Annotated in this window: 22 protein-coding genes and 2 pseudogenes; 6 read left to right on the top strand and 18 right to left on the bottom strand. The window is 66.1% G+C overall.

Annotated features, from left to right (window positions below):
* The first annotated feature begins 4 nt into the window (after positions 1-4).
* A complete protein-coding gene (locus AQ610_RS18335) occupies positions 5-292 on the top strand; it encodes a PAAR domain-containing protein (protein ID WP_006029250.1) in 288 nt (95 codons plus the stop codon).
* A gap of 155 nt (positions 293-447) precedes the next feature.
* Here AQ610_RS18335 and AQ610_RS36190 read toward each other — a convergent pair whose 3' ends face one another.
* Positions 448-852 carry a hypothetical protein gene (locus AQ610_RS36190; protein WP_144411843.1) on the bottom strand — a complete coding sequence of 135 codons (405 nt, stop codon included), beginning with the start codon at positions 850-852 and terminating at the stop codon, positions 448-450.
* Positions 853-978: 126 nt separating this feature from the next.
* On the opposite strand from AQ610_RS36190, the gene AQ610_RS18325 reads away from it, so the two are divergent.
* Positions 979-2,604: an AcrVA2 family anti-CRISPR protein gene (locus tag AQ610_RS18325; RefSeq protein WP_043283261.1), complete on the top strand. Its 1,626-nt coding sequence runs from the start codon at positions 979-981 to the stop codon at positions 2,602-2,604.
* A 402-nt stretch (positions 2,605-3,006) separates the two neighbouring features.
* Here the strand turns inward: AQ610_RS18325 and AQ610_RS18320 are convergent, their stop codons facing one another.
* The 13 genes and pseudogenes from AQ610_RS18320 to AQ610_RS36185 form a co-directional block, all read right to left on the bottom strand.
* Entirely contained in the window at positions 3,007-3,486 is a 480-nt protein-coding gene (locus AQ610_RS18320) for an RES family NAD+ phosphorylase (protein WP_009917390.1), read from the bottom strand.
* On the bottom strand, positions 3,483-3,986 hold the full coding sequence (locus AQ610_RS18315) for an Xre family toxin-antitoxin system antitoxin (protein WP_006029252.1): 504 nt from the start codon (positions 3,984-3,986) through the stop codon (positions 3,483-3,485). Before AQ610_RS18315 ends, AQ610_RS18320 begins: the two co-directional genes overlap by 4 nt.
* Before the next feature lie 66 nt (positions 3,987-4,052).
* Positions 4,053-5,536, bottom strand: a pseudogene (locus AQ610_RS18310) (site-specific integrase); the annotation flags it as partial.
* A gap of 5 nt (positions 5,537-5,541) precedes the next feature.
* Entirely contained in the window at positions 5,542-6,366 is an 825-nt protein-coding gene (locus tag AQ610_RS18305; protein ID WP_006029254.1) for a hypothetical protein, read from the bottom strand.
* Positions 6,367-6,383: 17 nt separating this feature from the next.
* Positions 6,384-6,506: a hypothetical protein gene (locus AQ610_RS37930; RefSeq protein WP_257721680.1), complete on the bottom strand. Its 123-nt coding sequence runs from the start codon at positions 6,504-6,506 to the stop codon at positions 6,384-6,386.
* Between the two features lie 43 nt (positions 6,507-6,549).
* Complete coding sequence (locus AQ610_RS18300; RefSeq protein ID WP_006029255.1) at positions 6,550-7,428, bottom strand: 3'-5' exonuclease; 879 nt, start codon at positions 7,426-7,428, stop codon at positions 6,550-6,552.
* A gap of 45 nt (positions 7,429-7,473) precedes the next feature.
* Positions 7,474-7,740, bottom strand: a complete 267-nt coding sequence (locus AQ610_RS34055) for a hypothetical protein (RefSeq protein ID WP_198287761.1) — start codon at positions 7,738-7,740, stop codon at positions 7,474-7,476.
* A 56-nt stretch (positions 7,741-7,796) separates the two neighbouring features.
* Complete coding sequence (locus AQ610_RS34050; protein ID WP_009917391.1) at positions 7,797-8,138, bottom strand: hypothetical protein; 342 nt, start codon at positions 8,136-8,138, stop codon at positions 7,797-7,799.
* Positions 8,119-8,430, bottom strand: a complete 312-nt coding sequence (locus AQ610_RS18295; RefSeq protein WP_009917392.1) for a hypothetical protein — start codon at positions 8,428-8,430, stop codon at positions 8,119-8,121. The genes AQ610_RS34050 and AQ610_RS18295 overlap by 20 nt, the downstream gene beginning before the upstream one ends.
* A gap of 11 nt (positions 8,431-8,441) precedes the next feature.
* Positions 8,442-9,527, bottom strand: a complete 1,086-nt coding sequence (locus AQ610_RS18290) for a hypothetical protein (RefSeq protein WP_006029257.1) — start codon at positions 9,525-9,527, stop codon at positions 8,442-8,444.
* Positions 9,528-9,818: 291 nt separating this feature from the next.
* Positions 9,819-10,496, bottom strand: coding sequence for a helix-turn-helix domain-containing protein (locus AQ610_RS18285; protein ID WP_009917395.1), 678 nt, complete (start codon positions 10,494-10,496; stop codon positions 9,819-9,821).
* A 180-nt stretch (positions 10,497-10,676) separates the two neighbouring features.
* Entirely contained in the window at positions 10,677-11,522 is an 846-nt protein-coding gene (locus AQ610_RS18275) for a DUF3800 domain-containing protein (protein WP_006029259.1), read from the bottom strand.
* Between the two features lie 425 nt (positions 11,523-11,947).
* Positions 11,948-12,337: a hypothetical protein gene (locus AQ610_RS36185; protein WP_144411844.1), complete on the bottom strand. Its 390-nt coding sequence runs from the start codon at positions 12,335-12,337 to the stop codon at positions 11,948-11,950.
* Positions 12,338-12,515: 178 nt separating this feature from the next.
* Between AQ610_RS36185 and AQ610_RS37455 the strand changes: the two genes are divergently transcribed.
* The 4 genes and pseudogenes from AQ610_RS37455 to AQ610_RS18255 all read left to right on the top strand — a co-directional run bounded on the left by AQ610_RS37455 (position 12,516) and on the right by AQ610_RS18255 (position 15,541).
* Positions 12,516-12,938 (top strand): helix-turn-helix domain-containing protein, encoded by a 423-nt coding sequence (locus AQ610_RS37455; RefSeq protein WP_006029260.1) that lies wholly within the window; start codon positions 12,516-12,518, stop codon positions 12,936-12,938.
* 54 nt (positions 12,939-12,992) lie between these two features.
* A complete protein-coding gene (locus AQ610_RS37450) occupies positions 12,993-13,949 on the top strand; it encodes a Mu transposase domain-containing protein (RefSeq protein ID WP_006029261.1) in 957 nt (318 codons plus the stop codon).
* A gap of 87 nt (positions 13,950-14,036) precedes the next feature.
* Positions 14,037-14,495, top strand: a pseudogene (locus AQ610_RS38515) (ATP-binding protein); the annotation flags it as partial.
* 200 nt (positions 14,496-14,695) lie between these two features.
* The gene (locus AQ610_RS18255; RefSeq protein ID WP_009917397.1) at positions 14,696-15,541 is read left to right on the top strand and encodes a TauD/TfdA dioxygenase family protein; all 846 of its coding nucleotides are present in this window, start codon (positions 14,696-14,698) and stop codon (positions 15,539-15,541) included.
* 238 nt (positions 15,542-15,779) lie between these two features.
* Here the strand turns inward: AQ610_RS18255 and AQ610_RS18250 are convergent, their stop codons facing one another.
* Genes AQ610_RS18250 through AQ610_RS18235 form a run of 4 tightly spaced genes read right to left on the bottom strand, consistent with a single transcriptional unit; the run spans position 15,780 to position 20,372 of the window.
* Entirely contained in the window at positions 15,780-17,018 is a 1,239-nt protein-coding gene (locus AQ610_RS18250) for an MFS transporter (protein WP_006029264.1), read from the bottom strand.
* Between the two features lie 55 nt (positions 17,019-17,073).
* Complete coding sequence (locus AQ610_RS18245) at positions 17,074-17,949, bottom strand: thioesterase II family protein (RefSeq protein WP_006029265.1); 876 nt, start codon at positions 17,947-17,949, stop codon at positions 17,074-17,076.
* Entirely contained in the window at positions 17,930-18,775 is an 846-nt protein-coding gene (locus tag AQ610_RS18240) for a GNAT family N-acetyltransferase (protein ID WP_006029266.1), read from the bottom strand. The genes AQ610_RS18245 and AQ610_RS18240 overlap by 20 nt, the downstream gene beginning before the upstream one ends.
* 4 nt (positions 18,776-18,779) lie before the next feature.
* The gene (locus tag AQ610_RS18235) at positions 18,780-20,372 is read right to left on the bottom strand and encodes an MBL fold metallo-hydrolase (protein WP_006029267.1); all 1,593 of its coding nucleotides are present in this window, start codon (positions 20,370-20,372) and stop codon (positions 18,780-18,782) included.

Below are 20,372 nucleotides of genomic sequence, written 5' to 3'. Positions count from 1 at the left end.
AGACATGCGACGTTACGACATCGTGAAGGGTGACACGACGACCGTCGGCGGCATCGTGCAAGGGGGCGATGCCGCCGATCTGATCGGCGGCCGGGAGCAAGCCTACGAGCACGATCCGGTTTGGTGCCCCGTCTGCAAGACGGTGGGCAAGATCGGCTGCACCGGAGCGCGGATCTCCACCACCGGACCGGATGGGCGGGAGGCCGCATTGAGCGACGATCTCTGCCTATGCGCGTGCCCCACCCCGCCGAAACTGGTGGCATCGCAATCCGTGTCATATATCGAGGTCTGAACAGGGCTCCCATGCACTTGCACCGTATTGTGTTCCTGGTTCTGCTCACATCCTTTGCATTTCTCTCCGGATGTGCGGCATTGCACATCTGCGGACCATTCGATAGTTACGAAGAAGGCATTGGAAAGTACGTTGACTGGCAGGCCGAAACTTTGTCAGCCTACCATTTGGGGGTAGAGCAGGCACGGGATCAGTGCAAGGATGAGCTGATCGAGCAATGTGTCGTCAAGTATGTAGAACTGTGCCGGAATCGCTCGGACGAGCGTTTCAGGAACATGAGCAAAGCGGATGCTGATCACGCTTGCGCCCGTGTCGATCCGTTTATTCAAGAGCCCGGCATGACATGCGAACGATTTCAGGAACGCGCCGACGCTGCCAGAATATGGAGGTCCGTCAAATTGCCTTGGCAAGACGCGTGCGGGAGTTGCGCCTACGAACCCAATGCGCAGCATCGCGATCCGTTCATCCCACGTGCTGACGCTCGCATGTTCGACGCGTGTATGGTCGACAAGGGTTTCAAGTTGGTTACCAAAACAAGCCAGGGGACATGCGAGCCCCATGGGATCTTGAACGGAGTCTTATAACGGAGCACGGGGTGAGCGCAAATACGACGCTACGGAATCTTGAAGGACAACTCTCGATGTCTGAATCGAATTCTGGCCAATACCCCTGATCCAAACATCGCGATGACGATTCCCTATTTCCTGGAAACCCGCGGGATTGCCATGGCCGACGGCCAGCTTTTCGCTGAAGGGCGCGAGCTGGACGTGTTTGGCGATTCGCTCGACACCCAGGACATTTTCAGCCTTGCGATGACGGCGTCGCTCGAACTGCGCGGCCAGCCCGTCGTCTGCCAGGACCTGTTGCCTGAGCTGTCGATGCGCATTGAAGCGCACCCGCTTCCCGCAGGCGGAAACCCGGGGGGGCTGATGCAGTACATCGATCACGCGTGGCGGTCCGTGGCCGAGGTCCTGATCCAGCGGCACGGTCGTCTGGAGAGGGATGAATGCGTGACACTGACGGCGCCGGCGGGCGTGCACATGACGCTGGCGCGCACGAGCGGACTAGCCGCCCTGCCGCCACACGCCATGCGCCTCCGGGTCGACTACAGTCCTGTCATCCTCGCCCGGTTTCTCGTCGCGCGGCACGAGCTGCCACTGATCCAGCAGTCGCACCGCACAACGGCTCCCTTCGCGAGCGTGAAGCAGCCGCACCCGCCCCGTCTCGCGCCCGACACGCCGTCGATCGCGGAGCTGATTCGCGAGGCGCTGATCAAAACCGAGCAGGCCGCGGATGACCGATTCGCGCGCCTGCCGATGCCGGTACGTTACCGCGCCAGTGGCGCACTCGGCGCCTGGTCCCGCGTCAGGGCGGCCGCCGGCCCAAGCGGTACCGAGTTGACGAAGCGGTTGCGGGACGATCCGATTTCGCTGATGCGATCGGATTTCGGCACCTATCTGGAATGGTGGAGCAACGGCAGCCCAACCCTGTTTAGAAGCACCGACGATCGAGCCCGTGGCCACGGCACGCTGTGCTGGCAGATGTTCGACGCGTGCGAGGGTGTCTTGTTCGAACCCACTCCGCCGCTGCACCACCTGCTCGACGATGCGTTCATTGCCGACGACGTGCCGGTTGGCACGATCGAGTTGCCGGCCGAGACGATGTGCATTATTCCCGATCCGTCGTGGTGGGGGCATCGCGGCGGACTGGACGCGATCATGCTGTTTCGCCGCGGGCCTGGGTCGCACTCCGGGTACGCGACGAGCGACGTGATCAATGTGCTGTTCTGGACCGATGTCCGGGCGGAATCCTGGCTCGAAACGGGAAACATCGCGATCCCGCTGGATGATCCCCAACGAACCATCCGCCAGTTCCTCGATGGCATCGGTGCCGATCTGACGCAGAAGCAGGAAGTCGACGCCGACACGATCGCTGCCACGGTGCAACATTGGCGACGCGTGCTCGACTATGCGATCAAAATGCTGCTCTACCTGGCAACCGGCGAGGCCCAGGTCGTCCAGGATCGCGCTTACACAAACGCGCCGCGTGATTTCGGCGGGTTGGGCAAGCGCAAGCGCACCGAGCGGCTGGCGCAAATTGAAATGCTATACGACCGTCACGTGATCGGGCCCGCCGTGCTCGATGCGGCGCCCGCCGCGTCATCGCCATCCGACGGCACGCACCGGGAGGTCCGGGGCCACTGGCGCCGGCCGCACTTCAAAATGCAGCCGCACGGGCCACAGCGGTCATTGCGCAAACTGGTCTTTATCGGGCCCACCCTCGTGCGGGCCGATCGCCTCGGTCTGGCATGATTGCGCGGTCGAGATTCATTCACGAGTGGGCACGATGGAAAGCAGGAAACGACGACTATCGGATCGACCGTGTGCCGAAGCCTTGGTGGCCAGGTGAAGAAGCCGCCTGAGCGTACCGAACCGACTACGCGGAAGTGTCGTTCGGTGCTTGACCGCCTCTCAACGCGCACATACATAATATGCACTACTGAAGGAAAACGTGATGCACATACCGAAGATCGTAGTCGTGACATCTGCCCTCAATGCAATCTCGTGAGCGCGAGGCGACCACCGCGCGGATCTAACTTTACTTTTCTTCGCGGGCGCGAACTAAACTCCCATCTTGTTGATGTCGCGAAGTAAAGTCGTGCCCCTCGAAGAGATCCCAAACACGCATGAACTTTACTTCGGCTGACGACAACACTATGCCCAGACGCGCGCGTCATAGGTCCAACGGCGCAGCTTGGTAGCAGTGATGTGTCGCGTATCCAGGTGCGCGGGATTGATCAGCACGTTCACCTCCTCCGGGACGACGACCGACGGCACGCAGTACAGCGCGGTAGCGCCCTCTGACAGCCACGCGTCACCGAGATCCAGACTGACCTTGCCGGCCGGCAAAGCGTCCCAGCCCACTGGTGCCGATGTCGCATCGAGGGTGCGAGCCTTCGCCCACACCTCGTCGGGGACCTCGAGGCGGACCAGATAACGGTTGAGTGGCAAGTCTCCGCCGCTCAGATGAACAACTGTCTCGAGGCAGGCGAGCGCGATGTTCGAGGCCGTGTACAGCACGGCGCGACCCGACCGGTTCCAGCGACCACCGGTGCGTTTCGCCCCTTCGCCGCTTAGGTCGTCCGCCGTGTAGTCGGGCGTGTCGGTTGCGATTCGCCAGAGCGCAACCGTCATGCATATGCTCCGCTTTGCATCCGTGCGAGCACGGCGCCGACGAGCTCCTGGCCTGCAACGGTATCCATCAATTCCGCCGGCTTGCGGCCACCCAAAGCGGGATTGGTCCGCTCGATCCACTGCGCGACCCAATGAGCGGCGTCGAACCCGGCCGGTTCGCCGGATTCCTCAACCATAGACTGAACCTGACCGATCAGCTTCGACAGGCCCACAACGCGCTCTGTGTGCTCGGTTGACAGCGGCTGTTTTGCCTTCGACTTGCGGACCACCGTCGTTCGCGGAAATCCGAGGACGCCCATGAGCCGGTCCTGCGTGGTCGCCATGCGATCGGCGAGCAGAATCACGGTGTGGGCGTCGACCCCATGCTTGATCCAGTCAATACGTTCCATCGGCGAGGCGCGGTAAATCCGCTGAAAGTCGAGCAATTCGAGCTCGTGCGGCTCGACCGCACGCGGCCGCGCGCGTGCAGGCAGGGCATGTCGTTTCTCGATCGCGCTCATTGCGTGCTCCCGTTCATATGGACTTTTATTTTATGCCAAATGGTCAAATCTGTCGAGATGACTTGCGGCCCGCGGCGTGGGCGGCACCACCAGCGGCGCAATCAGCGGCAAGCCCGGCGCTCCGGTCATCGCATCGAAATCCAGTCCGCGATCGCCCCAGTGCGCACGCAGCGCGTCGACGCAGTCGTCGCTGATCGGCACGAAGCGCTGCTTGTTGCCCTTGCCGATCACCTCGAGCAGCCAGTTGGCTGGCGTGTCGTCGTCGGCCGGCATCCAGACGAGCGCAGTGCGCGCCACGGCGGCCGCCTCGGCGATGCGCAGCCCGCCGTCGCCCATCACCAGCAGCAACGCGCGCGCGGCGCGCCAGCCCGGCCCGCTCGGCCCCTGAAGCTCGCTGCGCTCGGCCAGCGTCGCGCGCACGCGGGTCCAGAGGTCCAGCGGCAACGCGCGCTCGGCCTGCAGGCGGCGCACCCGCTTGACGACGTTCGGATCCGTGACGGCCGCCCACGGGTTGCCGGCCAGATAGCGCACGGCCACCAGCCAGGTGAACGCCGCGCGAATCGCGCGCACCGCGTAGCGCTGGCTGTCCGGCGCCAGGCCGCCCGGCGCGAACGGCCGCCAGCGGCCGCTGGTGCGGGCCACCGGCGGACCGGTGAAGCGAGCGCCCGGTGCGGCCAGAAACGCCTTGTACGCGTCGCAATCCTCGACACCGTCATCGACGCGAGCGTGACGCCGCGCTCGACCACGCACCACAGCACCAGGCGCTCGAGCTCGCGCGTGTACGCGCGTTGCGTGGCCGGCCGGTCGTCGTAGCGGTGCAGGTACGCGCGCACAGCGTCCAGGTCGTGCGCGGCGCGCACGTACGCGAAGCCCGCCGCGCGGTTCACGCCACGTGCGCCGGACAGCGCGTCCGGCAGCGCGAGGCGCTCGAGCGGCGCGAGCTGGCCGGGTGCCGCGGCGATGCGCATCGATGTTAGCGCCAGCGCGTCGCTGGTGTCGACGTCCGGCTCGACAGTCGTGCCGATCGACGCGGCGTGCGTGCGCAGCCACGCGACCAGCACGCGCGCCCGGCCGACACCGATGCGCGGCACCGAGCGCCACCACTGGCCGCCGCGGCAGTTCACCAGCGCGACGAGCTCGCCGAGCGTGTGGATCCCCTCGCCGGCCAGACGCGCCGCGACCAGCGGCTGGAACCAGCGACCCACAGGGTGCTCGGCGGCCGGCGCCGCGATCGCCCATTGCCCCGCGACCTGCTCGATCAACTGCAGGGTGACGGGCGTGAGGCGCGGCTCGCCGTGTTTCGCGATCGCCGCCTGCAGGTGCGACACCAGCACCGACGAACCGTCGCGCAGCGCCGCCGCGACCAGGTCATCGCGCATCGCGCGCAGCAGCCGCTCAATGTCGATCTCGGTGGTCGTGTCCGGATCGAAGTACAGCCGCGCGATCGTCGCGATCGACAGGCCTTTCACGCGCGCGCGCAGCGCCGTGAATTCGGTGCGGCTGTAGGTGCGCAGCTGTCGCTGTTCCAACTGCTGGGGACGGTTGGCCATGAGGGTCAGTAGAACGGTGCGTCTGGATAACGCGGGTTGTCGAGCTGCTCACGCAGCCAGGCGTCATGGCCCAGTGCGTCGATCACGGCCGGCGGGACACATTGCCAATGCCACTTATCCGCGTGCGTCGGCCATCCGGTGCGCCGGCGCAATCGATCGGGCCAGCCGCCAGGTGCCGGAATCTCAGTGGCCGATTCACCTTCCAAGCGCCAGTAACGGTATCGTTTTGCCGTGCGAGTGCGGATCGCGACCGTCACGTAGTCGCTGTTCTGCAATGCCTCGACCGACTCCCCGCGCCGTTGGGCTTCGGTCATCACGGCGACGGCCTGCTCCCGCAACGGGAAGTGATCCACGCGCACCTTCCGGACGGTCGCGTCGTCGCCCTGGCGGGTTGCCAGCCAGCATGCTCCGGCAACCAGCCGGTGCATGCCGTTCAAGCACACAAGCGCAGCGCCCCAGCCCTGCAGGCGTAGCCCGTAGGCGGCGCCGGGCGCCGGAAAATGTTCGTCACCCAGCTCCGACTCGAAATAGCGCAAGGTTTCCGGGCCCCAGCCGTCGCCGTGCAGGCCGGCGAGCAGTTCGCGCCAGGTACGCGCGTCGGGCGCAAAGCTGCGGTGGAACAGCCCCACGATGTTACGCACCGGCACATCGAGATACAGCATGCGGGATGCCGACGCGCTGTCTTCGTTCCCGAAGGCGGCGTATCGCGACAGCCCGATGGTCGACGCGCTCAACTCCTGGCTGAGCGCGACCGGCCGATCAATGAGGGGCACCGCCGCCCGCGCGAGTTCCGCGCGGATGGCCGTCAGAGCGGAGCACGTGTCGGGCATCGTAGCGCCTCGCGGATTCAGGTCGCCTGCATGGTGGGCCCGCCCGTCGCGGGAATCGGCGAACGCAGCTCGGCGGCCGGGCTCGGCAGTAGCTGCACCTTGGTCTGCGGCCGGCGGCCATGAGGGGTGGCTTTTCTCATTGGAACGGGAAACGTGACGAGCGAAGCGTGAGCGGGGCTTCATTCACGGTGATTCGGAAACCGGCGCCGCACGCGCCGCTGAGAGCACGATCTGTCGGCATTGCTCGGCATCCGCGCGGGCGCGATGACGAGTCGTCGGCGCGGCGCCGAGCATCGTTGCGGCATCGGCCAGGCTGAGCCGACGGCCGGCCCAATCGCCTAGCAGCTCGATCGTGCAGCCGAGCCGAAACGTCGGCACTTTCACGGCATGGCGCCGCGAGGTCTGGAGCAGCAAGCGCTCGTCGAACGCCGCATGGTGGGCGATCCACAGCCGACCGGCGAGCAGCTCGGCCACCTGCGGTCCGACGCTCGCCCAGCCGGGCGCGCCGGCGACGTGCGCGTCGGTGATCCCGTGGATCGCCGTCGCGTCGGCCGGGATCGGCATCGCGGGCTTCACCAGCGTGTCGAGCAGCAAAGCGCCGGCGCGATCGAGAATCGCGATCTCGACGATCTCCGCCTGGAAATCGAGGCCCGTCGTTTCGGTGTCGATGAACAGCGGATCCGCCGCCAGCCACGCGTTCGCCGTGACGTGCATGACGCGGGCCGCGTTGTCCCGCTCCTGGCGCGCGACGTGGACGAGGCACGCGTCGCAGTACCCATATCGGTCCAGCCACTCGATCGCGGTGCGCGCGCCGCAGATCTGGCACGGCCGGGTGCCGGCCAATGCCCGGCCGGCCGCGAGCGCCGCCTCTTGCGCCTCGCTCGGCGCGCGGGCCGCCCGCATCGGCACGGTCGACGCGGGGTCGTACAGCGCGATCCACGCGTGGCCCTGCCAGTAGTACGCGACCGGCGCCTGGCCGTCGACGAGCTTGCGCCGGGCCCGCTGCAGCTCGGTTTTCGTCTGCAGGGCCGCCGGTGCCGCGGCGCGGTTCGGGTAGCGCATCGGTATCCTCTCTGGTCAGCCCATTACATCATGGGCAAACTGTCGTCACTGTTCAACACGACGCGCCAACTCTGCGTCGATCGCCCGCAATTGGCGGCGATTTACCGCTCGCCATGCTGCGCGCGTGAGCCAACCACGTTGCCAAACGCGCTCGCGCCAGCCAGCAGACTCGAAGCGGCCAATACGTTGCACGTTTTCCAACCCAAAGTGCGAAAGCGGGAGACGACGAACGCGGTCCTCCCACCCCCACCAAGCCAAACTCGCGACAACGATTCCCGCCGCTGCCAGCAACACAATCGACAATGGGTTCATCCTCGCACTCCGAGTTCAGAGACAGGTTGGTTGCTCGCCGTTTACCCGGCCGAAGATCATTCGGCGGTAGCCGTTCGAGTGGTCGCGAAGGTGTCGGCCCAGCGCTCATTCGTGACTGCGTCGATCGTCGCAATGGCCGCCGCGCGGGACGCGTCGATGGTCTTCGCCTCGCTCTTCGGCACGTGTTTTCCCGACAGCACGTCGGAAACCGTGTAGCAAGGTGAGTCACCGATCGACAAGCCGACAATGCCGTGCACAGCCGATGTCCGTCCCCGATGCCCGAACGGTATGCCGATCACCTCGACATCGCCAGTTTGCATCGCGACGGGAAACACGATCGCATCGAGACATTGTGGGGCCGGTCTGGCAGGCCGCTTCTTATTGGGCATGCGGGCCATGCTTAACTCCTATTCGGCAGCAGCACGTCGACGTCAGACACGAGCTGTTCGCCGGCGCCCGAATCGGGAGTATCCCCACGATCGCCCGAATCTTCATGGCGGCATCGAGCAGCTCATGCGCGAGGGCTGCGACCTCGTCGGCGCTGCCGAGGATCCGGAAGTGGTGTTCGCTGTCGAGCTGGCCGATGACGTCTATCTCGATCAGCTGGTGGTCCTCCCACGTGAACACGCGCGTCCGGGCATGGACCGACGCGTCGCCGCGGCCTTTGGTGTAGCCGGTGGTGGTTTTCATGCGCCCTCCCCTCAAAACCCGTACGGGTCATCGCCCCAGCTCCGCAGCACCTGATAGTCGTGCTCGGGCAGCACGATCAGGCCGGCCTCGGCCGCCTCGAGCACGCGCGTCATCTGCCCTTCCTTGATCAGGTTGCCATGCACGCCGTAGAAGAACCACGCGAAGCGATGGCCGATCCGCTCGTCGAACTGCGTGAGCTTGCCGTATAGGCTATAGACGTCGAGCTTCGCCGTGTTCTTCAATTCCGCGATCTTGCGCGTGTGCGCCCACCACGGGATAAAGTCCACCTGCCGATTACCGCCCGGGCTCGCGTAGTCCGACGTCGCGAACGCCCAGCGCAAACACGCGCGCTCGCCGGCGCGGCCCGCGCTCGACGCGGCCCAGTCGTCGAAGAAACGGCGGCCGCGCCACTGCTGCCGGTCGTAGCCGGGCGTGAGATCGCGCACGCTGATCACGCGCGCTTCGCCGGTCTCTCGATTCGTCTCGACGAATCGGCGATCGCCGTCGCCCAGCCGCCGCTCGCGATAGGTCACCTCGGCAATCGCCGCGAACTGCTGCATGTCGATGACCGCCTGCAGGCGATAGCGCGGCGCGCCGAGCAGGCGCCGCTCGAAGCGCTCGACGGGTACGCTGCACAAGCCGTTACGGAGCTCGTGCTCGTCCGGCAGGCCCCAGGACAGATCGCGCGGAAACACCTCGCGCTCGACGAATTCGCGCTCTTCCCACGCCTCGAGCTGCACGAAGTTGTCCTGGTCGCCGCCGCGGTCGTGCATGAAGTAGTGCAGCACGGGCTCGATCTCGACCAGGCGATAGCCGGCTTCCTTGTACGCGAACCACACCGCGCGCACCGAGCCGCCGTGGACGGCCAGCTGCGCGTCGATCCACGCGCGGTAGTCGGCTGCGATCTCGCGGCCGTTCGCGTCGATCACGCGCGCCGGCTGAGCGCCGAACGCGTCGCGCATCTTCACGTGCCGTGCGCCGCGAAACTCGGTACAGGTGGCGAACGCCGTCAGTAGCTCGGCGTGCTTCGGGGTGACGGGCGTCGTCGCGACGATCGTCGCCAGTACGTCGGTCTGCAGGTCGTATTCCTTGCGCATCGCAGGGCTCCGGTCAGGATGAAGTGCGTGGCGAAGTCACGAGACCCGGCCACACCAGTCCGCTAAGACGCGTGAAGTCGTCCGTGTAGGTGCGCCTGAGGAGCCCGTCCAGATGGTCTAGCGCGAGTGACTCCCACAGTTCGTACATGCCGCACGCGCGCTCTCGGGCGTTATTCGTCGGCGCGGCGGTCGCCTGCTGCCCGATGGCGCGCGGCATCGGCCAGGTGCTGGCGGATGCGCTGCTCGGCGTGGACCGTCAGTTGCGTGTAGCTCAGGGTTTTGCTCACGATCTCACACTCCAGTCGATCGAGCGGCTGCCGGCGGCACGCGCTGCTCGAGGTGGATCACGTTCGACCGCGCGAAGGTCACGCGCTCCGGAATAAAGAAGCCACGGTATTCGTCGCCGGCGCCAGCCGCACCGACAAACTCCGTCACAAACGCGCCGTAGCTGTCTTCGTTGACCAGGCCGTCGTGCACGCGATCGAGACAGACGGTCGCGCGCAACCGCGGGCCGTCGATCGGCTGCAGCTCGACCACGTCGCCGCGCTCGATAGTGTCGCGGGGGCGATCGCGCAGCGAGTCGCAGCCGCGTGTCATCGGGCCCGGCGCCGGCGCGAAGTCGCACGGGAAACGATAGCCCCACGAACGGCGCAGCAACAACCACGCGGCGGTCGGCATCGGCGCCTGGCCGGCCTCCCAGCGCTGCACCTGGCGCTCCTTCACGCCGAGCAGCGCGGCGACCTGCACCTGGGTGCGCCGGCCGCGCAGGCGGGCCGACTTGATCTCGTCGGGCGTCGGCCCACCCTCGTGCGGCGCGACTTCGAGCGTCACGCCCCCGTCCCACTCCAGTTCGACCGGGCCGTAGCACTTCGCGCAGGTCGCCGCCGCGCCGTCGTAGCTGTCGTCCGGGTGATGGACCTCGCCGCGGTGGCCGCAGGCCGGGCAGCGATACACGTACAACACCGACATGATGCCTCCTGAACGGAACCCGTCTTAAAGACGTACGATCCATCATAGCACGTCTTAAAGACGTGTCAAGCGTCATTCAAACCGCCCGACGGGGTTTTGAGCCATTAAGCGCAATGCCGCTAAGGGGAGTTAGCGGCATTGACAGTACTCAACAAAAACCCGGCCGGAGCCGGGTTTGCGTCAGGCTGTGATCACCGCGCCCGGCGCCAGCCGCGGCGCAGCGGCTACGGCGGCCGGCGCTCCTTGAGCTGCAGCAGCACCCGGCAACGCGGCCGGGAACGGCCACGGGGAGGTTTGGATGGCCTGCAGAGCAGCTGGGGTGGCGGGCGCGAGCACTTCGTGGAGCCCGCTTCGGCCATTTCCCAGATTCGCGAACTGCATGTGCAGCTCGCGCCAGCCCCAGTCGTCCCGAGAGGCATAGCGCCGGAAAATCCAATACGCAATGCTGTCGGCCAGCTGGATCAGTCGGGTAGACTTCGAGTCCGCAAACATCGGCACCTCGGCGAAATTGCGCAACCGGCCGTTCGCGTGGCCAACCAGCTTGAACGTCTGGCGCAGCACCTGCATGTCCTTTTCTTCCTGCGTGCGCTTGCGATCGAGCACGAAGATCCCGCGCTGCGCGTCGCCGTGGCGCTGATACTTGTACGCGAGGTAGTCGTCGAACTTGGTTGCGAGCACTTCGTAGCAGTAAGGCAGCACGTCGGCGGCGCTGAGAAACTGGTTCTGCTCGACGACGGCGGCAAAGATTTTCAGCCGATTGGTTTTCACCACGCGGATGACGTCGGCTGCAGCCTGGGTACGCTCAGCGACGGTGAGTTTTTCCCAGCCTTCTTTGCCGCTGCGCATCGGATTGGCGTGCAGCTCAAGATGCCGGCCGATCTGTTGTTGGTAGCGATCGGCGATGGCGTCCAGTTCGCGTTCGATCCAGTGGGTCTTACGCTCAAAGATGGCGACCCCACCGAGCACGAAAAAGGGGGTATTGCGGTCGCCTGGCGACCCCGACTCGTCCAGATACGACAGATACATACGCTTCCTCGCGGCAGAAACGAAAACGGGCCGCACTTGGTGCGGCCCGCGAAGAATGGGTAAGCCAGGTGGGACAGTCGCCCAACGTGCTGCATAGACAGGTCAGCACTCCCGACTCAGGGCAACCTATAACAAATTTCTGCGCCCATGTCTATCGCTTTGTCTATCCAAATCAGAGCTTCCGCATGAAGATGTCGATGGCGGTCAAAATCCATGCTTTTCCGGCGACGTCACGTAACGGTGGCATGACACAAGTTCCAAAATCGACGTTGCGGAAGCGACGAGCCTGTGGGAAGCGGGATATTGATGCGGGGCGCGACGTAGGGAGCCCGTAGGGCGACTGGAGGCGCGCCCCGCGTCGCATTAAACTGGGCGCATGGTAGAAAGGCGTTTGCCGAAGAAGAACAACAGGCGCGGCACCGGCCTCAACCGCCAAGTCCAGTACGGTTGCCGCACCTCCACAGGGGATCCAGATGGCCGGCCCGTTGGCCGGCCGGAGAGCCGTGTGAGCGATCAGTATCGCATTGCTCGCGCGGCCCGTCGACCTCGGTCGACTCCTCGTCTTTGGCGTTCTCGAGGAACCGCCAATGCAGCCGCCCACGGGCCGCCTGTACCTGTGCGCCCGTTGCCGGGCGCAGGTCTTCATCTGCCGCCGGTGCGATCGAGGCAATCGATATTGCCGGAATTGCGCCGCCGACGTACGCCGTGACCATGTGCGCGAGGCCGGGCGACGCTATCAGCGCACGCGCCGTGGACGCGTTGCTCACGCGGCTCGCGCCAAGCGCTACCGGGCCCGGCGCAATAAAGTGACGCATCAGGGTTCACCTGACGTTCCCGCCGATGGTGTACTGCAATCGGACCGTGACGCCGCCGTTGCACTCGCCAACGTCGCCGCCCACCCGGCGGCGCCGCAGTCGTTGCGCTGCCATGGCTGTGGCGGCTTGTTGCTGCCCCTGGTGCGAACCGGCTTCGTGCGCCATCGCGGTCCCCGTCATGTTCGCCCCGAAGGCATTTCCTTCGGTCATCGCTCAGATTGCGGAGACCCTGATGACGATTCCGGTTGAACTCGAGGCGCAGATCCTGCGTCTGTATCACGCCGAGAAATGGCCGTGCGGCACCATTGCCAAGCAGTTGCGCGTGCATCGTGAGACGGTGCAGCGCGTGATCGCCCATGCCGGGCTGCCCCGGATCGGGCCGCAGCCGAAACCGTCGATGATCGAGCCGTACCTGCCGTTCATCCGGCAGACACTGACGAAATACCCATCGCTGACGGCCAGCCGCCTCTATGTGATGGTTCGCGAGCGCGGCTACAAAGGGGCACCAGACCACTTCCGGCATCTGATCTCGCTGCACCGCCCCCGGAAGCCCGCCGAGACCTTCCTGCGTCTACGCACGCTGCCCGGCGAGCAGGCCTAGGTCGACTGGGGGCACTTCGGCCACATCGAGATCGGTCGAGCGCGCCGGCCACTGATGGCGTTCGTGATGGTGCTCTCGTACTCGCGCGACATCTACCTGCGATTCTTCCTCGATGCGCGCATGGAGAACTTCCTGCGCGGCCACATCGGTGCATTTAACACGTGGTGCGGACTGCCAAGAGTCCTGCTGTACGACAACCTGAAATCGGCCGTGCTCGAGCGCGTCGGCGACGCGATCCGTTTCCATCCGACGCTGCTCGCGTTCGCCGGCCACTACCGCTTCGAGCCGCGGCCTGTCGCCGTCGCTCGCGGCAATGAGAAGGGGCGCGTGGAACGCGCAATCCGCCACGTTCGAGAAGCCTTCTTCGCCGCGCGCAAGTACACCGATCTCGATGATCTGAACGCGCAAGCCGAGCAATGGTGCCGTACCCAAGCGGCCGACCGGCCATGCCCCGAGGATCGCACGATGACCGTGCGCGAAGCGTTCGCTCGCGAGCAGCCGTTGCTGTTGACGCTGCCCGACAACCCGTACCCCGTCGAAGAGCAACTGGCCGTGAAGGTTGGCAAGACGCCGTACGTGCGCTTCGACCTGAACGATTACACGATCCCGCATACCCACGTGCGTCGCATGTTGACGGTCCGGGCCGGCCTCAACCAGGTGCGGGTGTTCGACGGCGCCGAGATGATCGCCAGCCATCGACGTTGCTACGACCGCGCGGAGCAGATCGAAGACCCGCAGCACCTCAGAACGCTCGAACAGTTCAAACGTGAAGCCCGTCAGCACCGTGGCGTCAATAGCCTGACCCGGGCGGTACCGGCCTGCGAGCCCCTGCTGATCCGCGCGGCCGAACGTGGCGCAAGCGTCGGCGGGCTGACGACCTCGCTGCTGCGCCTGCTCGACCGCTACGGCGCGACTGAATTACAGGCCGCCGTCGAAGACGCGTTGCGCGCAGTATCGGCACATACCAATACCGTGCGGGCCGCGCTGGAGCGCCGCCACCCGTTGCCATGAATCTGCCGGAGCATGTACGGCGCAAGGATGCGCCCGTCCAGCCGCACCGGCTCGATACCTACGATCAACTGACCGCGGAGAAAAAGGATGACGTCGACCCCGAACTACAATGAGATGCTGCGTTCGCGTGCCAGGGCGTTACGCCTGAACGGCCTCGTCGAGCATTGGTCCGAAGTCGACGGCTCCACCTGGCTCGCGCCGTTGCTGCAGTGAGAGGAAGACGAGCGGGCCCATCGATCCCTGCAACGGCGCATCCGCGCCGCGAAGCTGAGCAAGTTCAAGACGCTGACCGACTTCGACTGGGATTGGCCGAAGCGGATCGACCGCGCGGCGGTCGAGGACCTGATGTCGCTCTCGTTCCTCGACGACGCGACCAACGTCGTGTTCATCGGCCCGAACGGCGTGGGCAAATCGACGCTGGCACAGAACGTCGCGCACCATGCGCTGATCCAGGGCCACACGGTGCTGTTCAAGTCGGCCAGCGAGATGCTGGGCGAGCTTGCAGCGCTGGACAGCGACTCGGCGCTACGCCGCCGCTTGCATCACGTCCATTTTCGATGCCGCGCCGATTTCCGATAAAGACCTGTGATAATTGATAGCTAGACAGCGTGTATTCCGGACGATATTTTTTTAATGCCTTTAATTCAATCAGGAATCCGATTTTCGATCGAATATCGAAAATAACGCCGTATTCGGATTCCGATCGAAGCGCATCGCGTTCAAACATCGTCACCACAGGAATTCGCATGATTTCACGCAAATTGTCCCCTGCGCTCGGCGCAGAGATTCGAGGCATCGATTTTTCGAAGCCGCTGTCGTCGCAAGCGCGCGACGACGTCATCGGTTTGTTGTCCGAACATCAATTGCTCGTCTTTCCCGGCCAGCGCCTGTCGTGCGAACAGCAGATCGCCGCGTGCGGTGCGTTCGGCGAGCTCGAGCCGCACCCGATGACGACCAATACGTCCTCGTTCCCGGAAATGACGATCGTGTCGAACGTGACGTCAGACGGCAAGCCGGTCGGCTATCCGACGCCGCCGTTCGAGCTGTGGCATTCGGATCTGTGCTATCTCGAGCACCCGGCGAAAATGACGTTCTTCTATGCCGAATCCGTGCCCGACGCGCACGGCGATACCTGGTTCGCGAACATGTTCCGCGCATACGAGACGCTGCCCGACGAACTGAAAGCGGCGATCGACGGCAAGCGTGCGGTCTTCAGTCTCGACAGCAGCCTCGTGAAGCGATGCAGGAAGATCGGCTTCGATCTCAATATCGCGGAAGACGATTTCAAGCCGACCGTCTCGCATCCGGCGGTGCGCACCCATCCGCACACGCGCCAACGCTCGATCTTCGTCAACTGGGCGCACACCGACCGGATCGAGGGCTATTCGCCCGAGGAAAGCGACGAGATTCTCGATCGCATCTTCGCGCACTGCCGCAACGAGGATTTCATCTACCGTCATCGCTACGCGAACGAAGACCTCGTGATCTGGGACAACGCGTCGCTGATCCACACCAATTCGCCGAACCCGCCCGTCGGCAATCGCATCATGCGGCGCGTGATGGTGTCCGGGCCGAAGCCGTTCTATCAGTAAGTACCGGTCCAATCCCAAGCGCCAAACGCGGCCGCCTAGGCGAATTCCCTGAAGCCGACGCTTCGCCGCTTGCCGGCGGCGGCCCACGCCGCCGTCTTCGCCCGCCGCCCTTCCCGCGCTTCTTTCATCGCGCCGCCGTTCGCCTCGCTTGCACGGCGTGCGTCGCGCGCCGCCTTCGTCCTTCCCCGCGCGTCGCTCGGCCAACGGCCGTCGCGCGCCCCGCGCGGGCGCCTCGCCGCTAATCCGGATTCGCCGCCACCCGCGCCACGCGCTCGTCCGCTCGCTCGTCGGCCGCAGCGCCGCCCGCCAGCGTGCAGCCGAGCGCCGCGCCGAGCAGCGCGGCCACGCCGATCAGGATGCCGAGCGCATACGACGATTGCCATTGCATCGCGGCGGCGAACGTGGCGACGCCGGCGGCGATCATGAATTGTTGGAACCCGCAGATCGCGGACGCTTCGTTGGACGCCGAGCGGAACAGATACAGCGCCGCCGAGAAGCACGGCGCGATCAGCATGCCGGTTCCCAGCTCGACGATCGAGAACGCGACGACGATCGGCACGACCGCCCCCTGCATCGTCGACAGATACGCGACGCCGAAACCGCCGAGCGCGCAGCACGCGCACGCGAGCCCCGTCAATGCGGGGTGCCCGATGCGCTTGCTGATTCTCGGCGCGAGCAGCGAGCCCGCGATCTCGGTCAGCCCGCACAGGAAGAACGCGGCGGAAAACGCGTTCTGCGTGAGCCCGTTCTGAACCAGCAGGATGCCGGGCAGGAACGAGAAGAAGCAGAAATTGATCGTCGTGCCGATCGAGCAAAGCAGCGCGTAGCGCCAGAACCGGGAAGACCGCGCGATCCCGAGATAGATCTGGCGTGCCGGCTTCGAGGCGTCCGACGCGCGCGCATCGAAGCGCGCGGCCGGTTGCGTGAAGAACGCGAGCGTCGCCGCGCTCGCGACGCATAGCAGCAGCATGAAGACGGCCCGCCACGAGCCGGCGAGCTGCAGCACCTGCGAGCCCGCGACCGGCGCGATCAGCGGCGCGACCGTCGAGGCAACCGTGAGCATCATCATCCCGCGCATGCTTTCGTGGCTGTCCTTCGCGTTATCGGCGATCACCGCGTACGACAGCGCGACGCACACCGCCGCCGAGATGCCCTGAACCGCGCGGCAGACGATAAAGAACGCGATCGACGACGTGATCGCGCAGCCGGCCGTCGCGCCGACGAAGCCGACGAGCGCGATCCGGATCGCGCGCCCTCGCCCCGCGCGGCGCGCGAACTCGCCGACGAGGAACTGCGATACGCCGAGCGAGACGACGAACGCGCTGAGCGTGAGCTGCAGCTCGCTGCCCGTCGCGCGCATGCTGGCCCGCAGGCTGTCGAGCGCGGGCAGATACATGTCCATCGAGAGCTGGCCGAGCATCACGACCGGAATCAGGATCAACACGAGGGAAGGATGGCGCTTCGAGGTCTCGCTCATGAACGTGGTCGACAGGAAATGACGATTCGAAAAAAGGAATGGAAGGCGGCGCCGCTCAGCCGGCGAGCGTGCTTTCGGCGTCCAGCGCGAGGCCCAGCATCGCGGCCGCGTGGTCCGCGATGAAGAAATGATCGCCGTCGAAATCGTGACGCCGGCACTCGCCCGTCGTGAGCGCCGCCCACGCGTTCAGCCCGTGCTCCGACACGCTCGGATCGTCGCGGCCGGAGCACACGGCGATCGGGCAGCGCAGCGGCGGGCGATCCGCGTCGAACGAATAGGATTCGTACAGCCGGAAATCGCAGCGCAGGACAGTCATGAAATAGCGCAGCGATTCGGGGCTCCGCGCGATCTCGGGCGGCATGCCGTTGAGCGCGTGCACTTGCGCGCTGAACGCGTCGTCGTCGAGATGGGCGATGCGCTCTTCCTCGGCGATCACGCTCGGCGCGGACAGCCCCGACACGACGAGCCGCACGAACGGATCGCCGCCCGCCTGGCCGGCCGCCCGGCTCACGCGCGTCGCGATCTCGAACGCGATCAGCGCGCCGAAGCTGTGCCCGAACAGGATGCGCGGCGGGTCGGGCAGCGCCAGGTACTCGGCCGCGATCTCGTCGAGCAGCGCGACGAGATCCGTCGGCGACGGCTCGTGCGCGCGCGCGCCGCGCCCCGGCAACTGGACGCCCGACAAGCCGACGCCCGCCGGCAGATACCGCTTCCACACGAAGAAGCGCTCGATGCTCGCGCCCGCCCACGGGATGCACAGCACGTGCGCGCCGCCGGGCGACGGCGCAACCAGCGTGCGGATCGCGGCCTTCGCGGCCGTGGCGGGAAACGCCGCCGCCGGGACGCCGTCCGTGGCGGCGGCCGGATCGGCCCGGTCGGCCGGGGCGGCGGCCGGCGCAAACCGATCGAGTCTAACGGGGATGCTGGTCATGACTTCTCTCCAGAACCGCGGCGCGGTTCGAATACACGCGAAACTCGCACACCGGCTGAAAGCCGAGACGCCGATAGACGTTCAGACCGTCCGGCGACGCCTGCAGCGCCGCGCGGGCCGCGCCGAGCCGGTCTCTCGCATGCGCGAGCACGAAATGGGTGACGGCGCACGCATAGCCGCGCCGTCGCGCGTGCGCCGCCGTGCTGACGTCGAACACGTGCGCGGTGCCCGCGTCGAGATAGAGCGCGGCCGTGCTGACCGCGCAACCGTCGATCTCGCCGAGGAACAGCTTCAGCGGCTCGGCGGTGTCGATCTCCAGCGCGGCGACGTGCAGATAGAACGCATCGACGAACGGATCGGGCGGATCGAACAGCGCGCAGATCAGCGCACCGAAGCGCGCGACGTCGTCCGCCCCGCTGATCTGCCGCACCCGCAAGCCGCGCGGCGCGGCGACGCACGGCAGCGCGTCCAGCTCCGCCAGCATCCCGACGCTCGTTTCGTCGGCGACGAAGCCCGCTTCGCCGAGCGCACGCGCGAACGCCGCGTCCGGCCATTCGCCGCAGGTCCACCACGCGGCGGGCAAGCCGGCTTCGTCGAAATCGCGCGCGATCGGCGCGATCGCATTCGCCTGCGCGCCGTCGGCCGCGCGGCTGATGACGAGGTTGAACGTATCGGTCGCGAGCCCGCTGTTGACGACCGCGTGATCGCCGAGCGTGTACACGCGCATCGCGCCGCCGATGCGGCGCGGATAATACGCATTCTTGGCGATCATCCCGTCGAGCAGCGTGTCGACCGGCCCCGCCGGGCTGCGATGAGCGCGATCCATCCGGTCACCGCGCGCCCAGCGCAATGTCGACGCAGCCGTTGAGCAGGCACGCGTCGATGCCCGCCTGCTCGCACGCGGCGATCATCTTTCTCGCCTCGCGCATCGCGAACGAGCTCTCGTCGTATTCGAGGCTGCTGATGAACGTGAGCCACGGCTCCTGCGCCATCGCATAGATGAACACGCGATCCGCGCCGACGATCTCGGCCAGCCGGAAGCCCGCGCTGGAGCCGGAGCCGTTGAGCCGCCGGCTGTCGTCCATCGAACGCGCGAGCTTCGTGTCGAGCATCGGCCCGTACAGCCACGACACCGGCGCGCCCTCGCACTCCATGCCGATGAACAGCAGGTCGACCTTGCCGTAGCGGCGGCGAACGTGCTCGTAGAGCCTGTCGTCGAGGTTGTTGCTGTCCGCGACCATCAGCACGCGCCGATCGCCCGCCTCGACGAGAAAGCCGAGCTTGCTGCGGATGTCGAGGTCGCCGTGCTCGCCGAGGAACGGCACCGCATGCAGCTTGCCGCCGCCGAGCTCGAGCGTGTCGAACTCGCTCATCATGATGACGTTCTCGAACCCGAGCGCGTGCGCGGTATGCTTGAGCGACGGGTCCATCAGTTGTCCGTGCGTGTTCTGCGGCACCACGATCGTCTTCACGCGATCGCGAATCTGCAGCAGCGTCTCGAGCACGAAGTGATCGTGATGCGAATGGGTGATCACGACGTAGTCGATCACGTCGGGCAAATCGTCGAACGTGAAGCGCGGCGATTGTCCGGGAAACGGGTAGCTGATCAGCGGATCGAACAGCAGGTTCTCCGAGCCGGTCTGCACGAGCACGCAGGCGTGACCGAAGTAGCGCACGCGCGGCTCGTGCGCATCGGCCGCGCCGCGCGGCGGCGCGGTGTCCGAGAACAGCGCGGCCACCGCGTCGGCGCGCGTGCCCTTCGAGCGGCGATCGAGCAGCGCCTCGAATTGCGCGGGCGTGAGCCCGTTGCGGCGCGACGCCGTCAGCGCGACCGCGAGCGGGTCCGCGAACGGGATGTCGAGCAACACGTCGTCGCTCGTGTCGAGCCGCGGCGTGCTGAGGCAGAACGGCCGGCTGTCGTCCCACAGCGGCGCGAGCGCGAACGACTGCAGCGCGCTCGTATCGTATGCGTCGTAGTACAGCCCCTCCATCAGCCGCGCGTACGCGCGGTTGCCCGCCTGATACGCGAGCTCCACCATCCCGCGCAAGCGCGGCGGCACCTGCTCGTAGAACGGAACGAGGCTGTGGCCGTCGGCGGCGCCGAGCGTCGCGCCGAGCGCGTCGAGATCGTCGGCGAGCCCGAACAGATGCGCGCCGTCGCGCCGCGTGGTCTCGATCAGCGCCCCCATCGCCGGCACGTCCTGCGCGTTGAGCCCCTGCACGAACGGGCCGCCGCGAATCTTCCGGCTTGCGGCCGCCTTCTCGTGCAGCGCCGCGTGCTTGACGAACGACGTCATGATCTCGAGGTGATGCCGCATCAGATAAGCCGCCGTCGGCGGATACACGAGCCATGGATTGGCGTGCCAGCGGTTGACCAGCGGCTCGATCTTGACGTTCTTCTTGAGGAAATATTGGCTCGTCAC

The organism is Burkholderia humptydooensis (assembly GCF_001513745.1).
Lineage (GTDB): Bacteria > Pseudomonadota > Gammaproteobacteria > Burkholderiales > Burkholderiaceae > Burkholderia > Burkholderia humptydooensis.
This window is presented reverse-complemented; position numbering and strand designations above follow the sequence as displayed.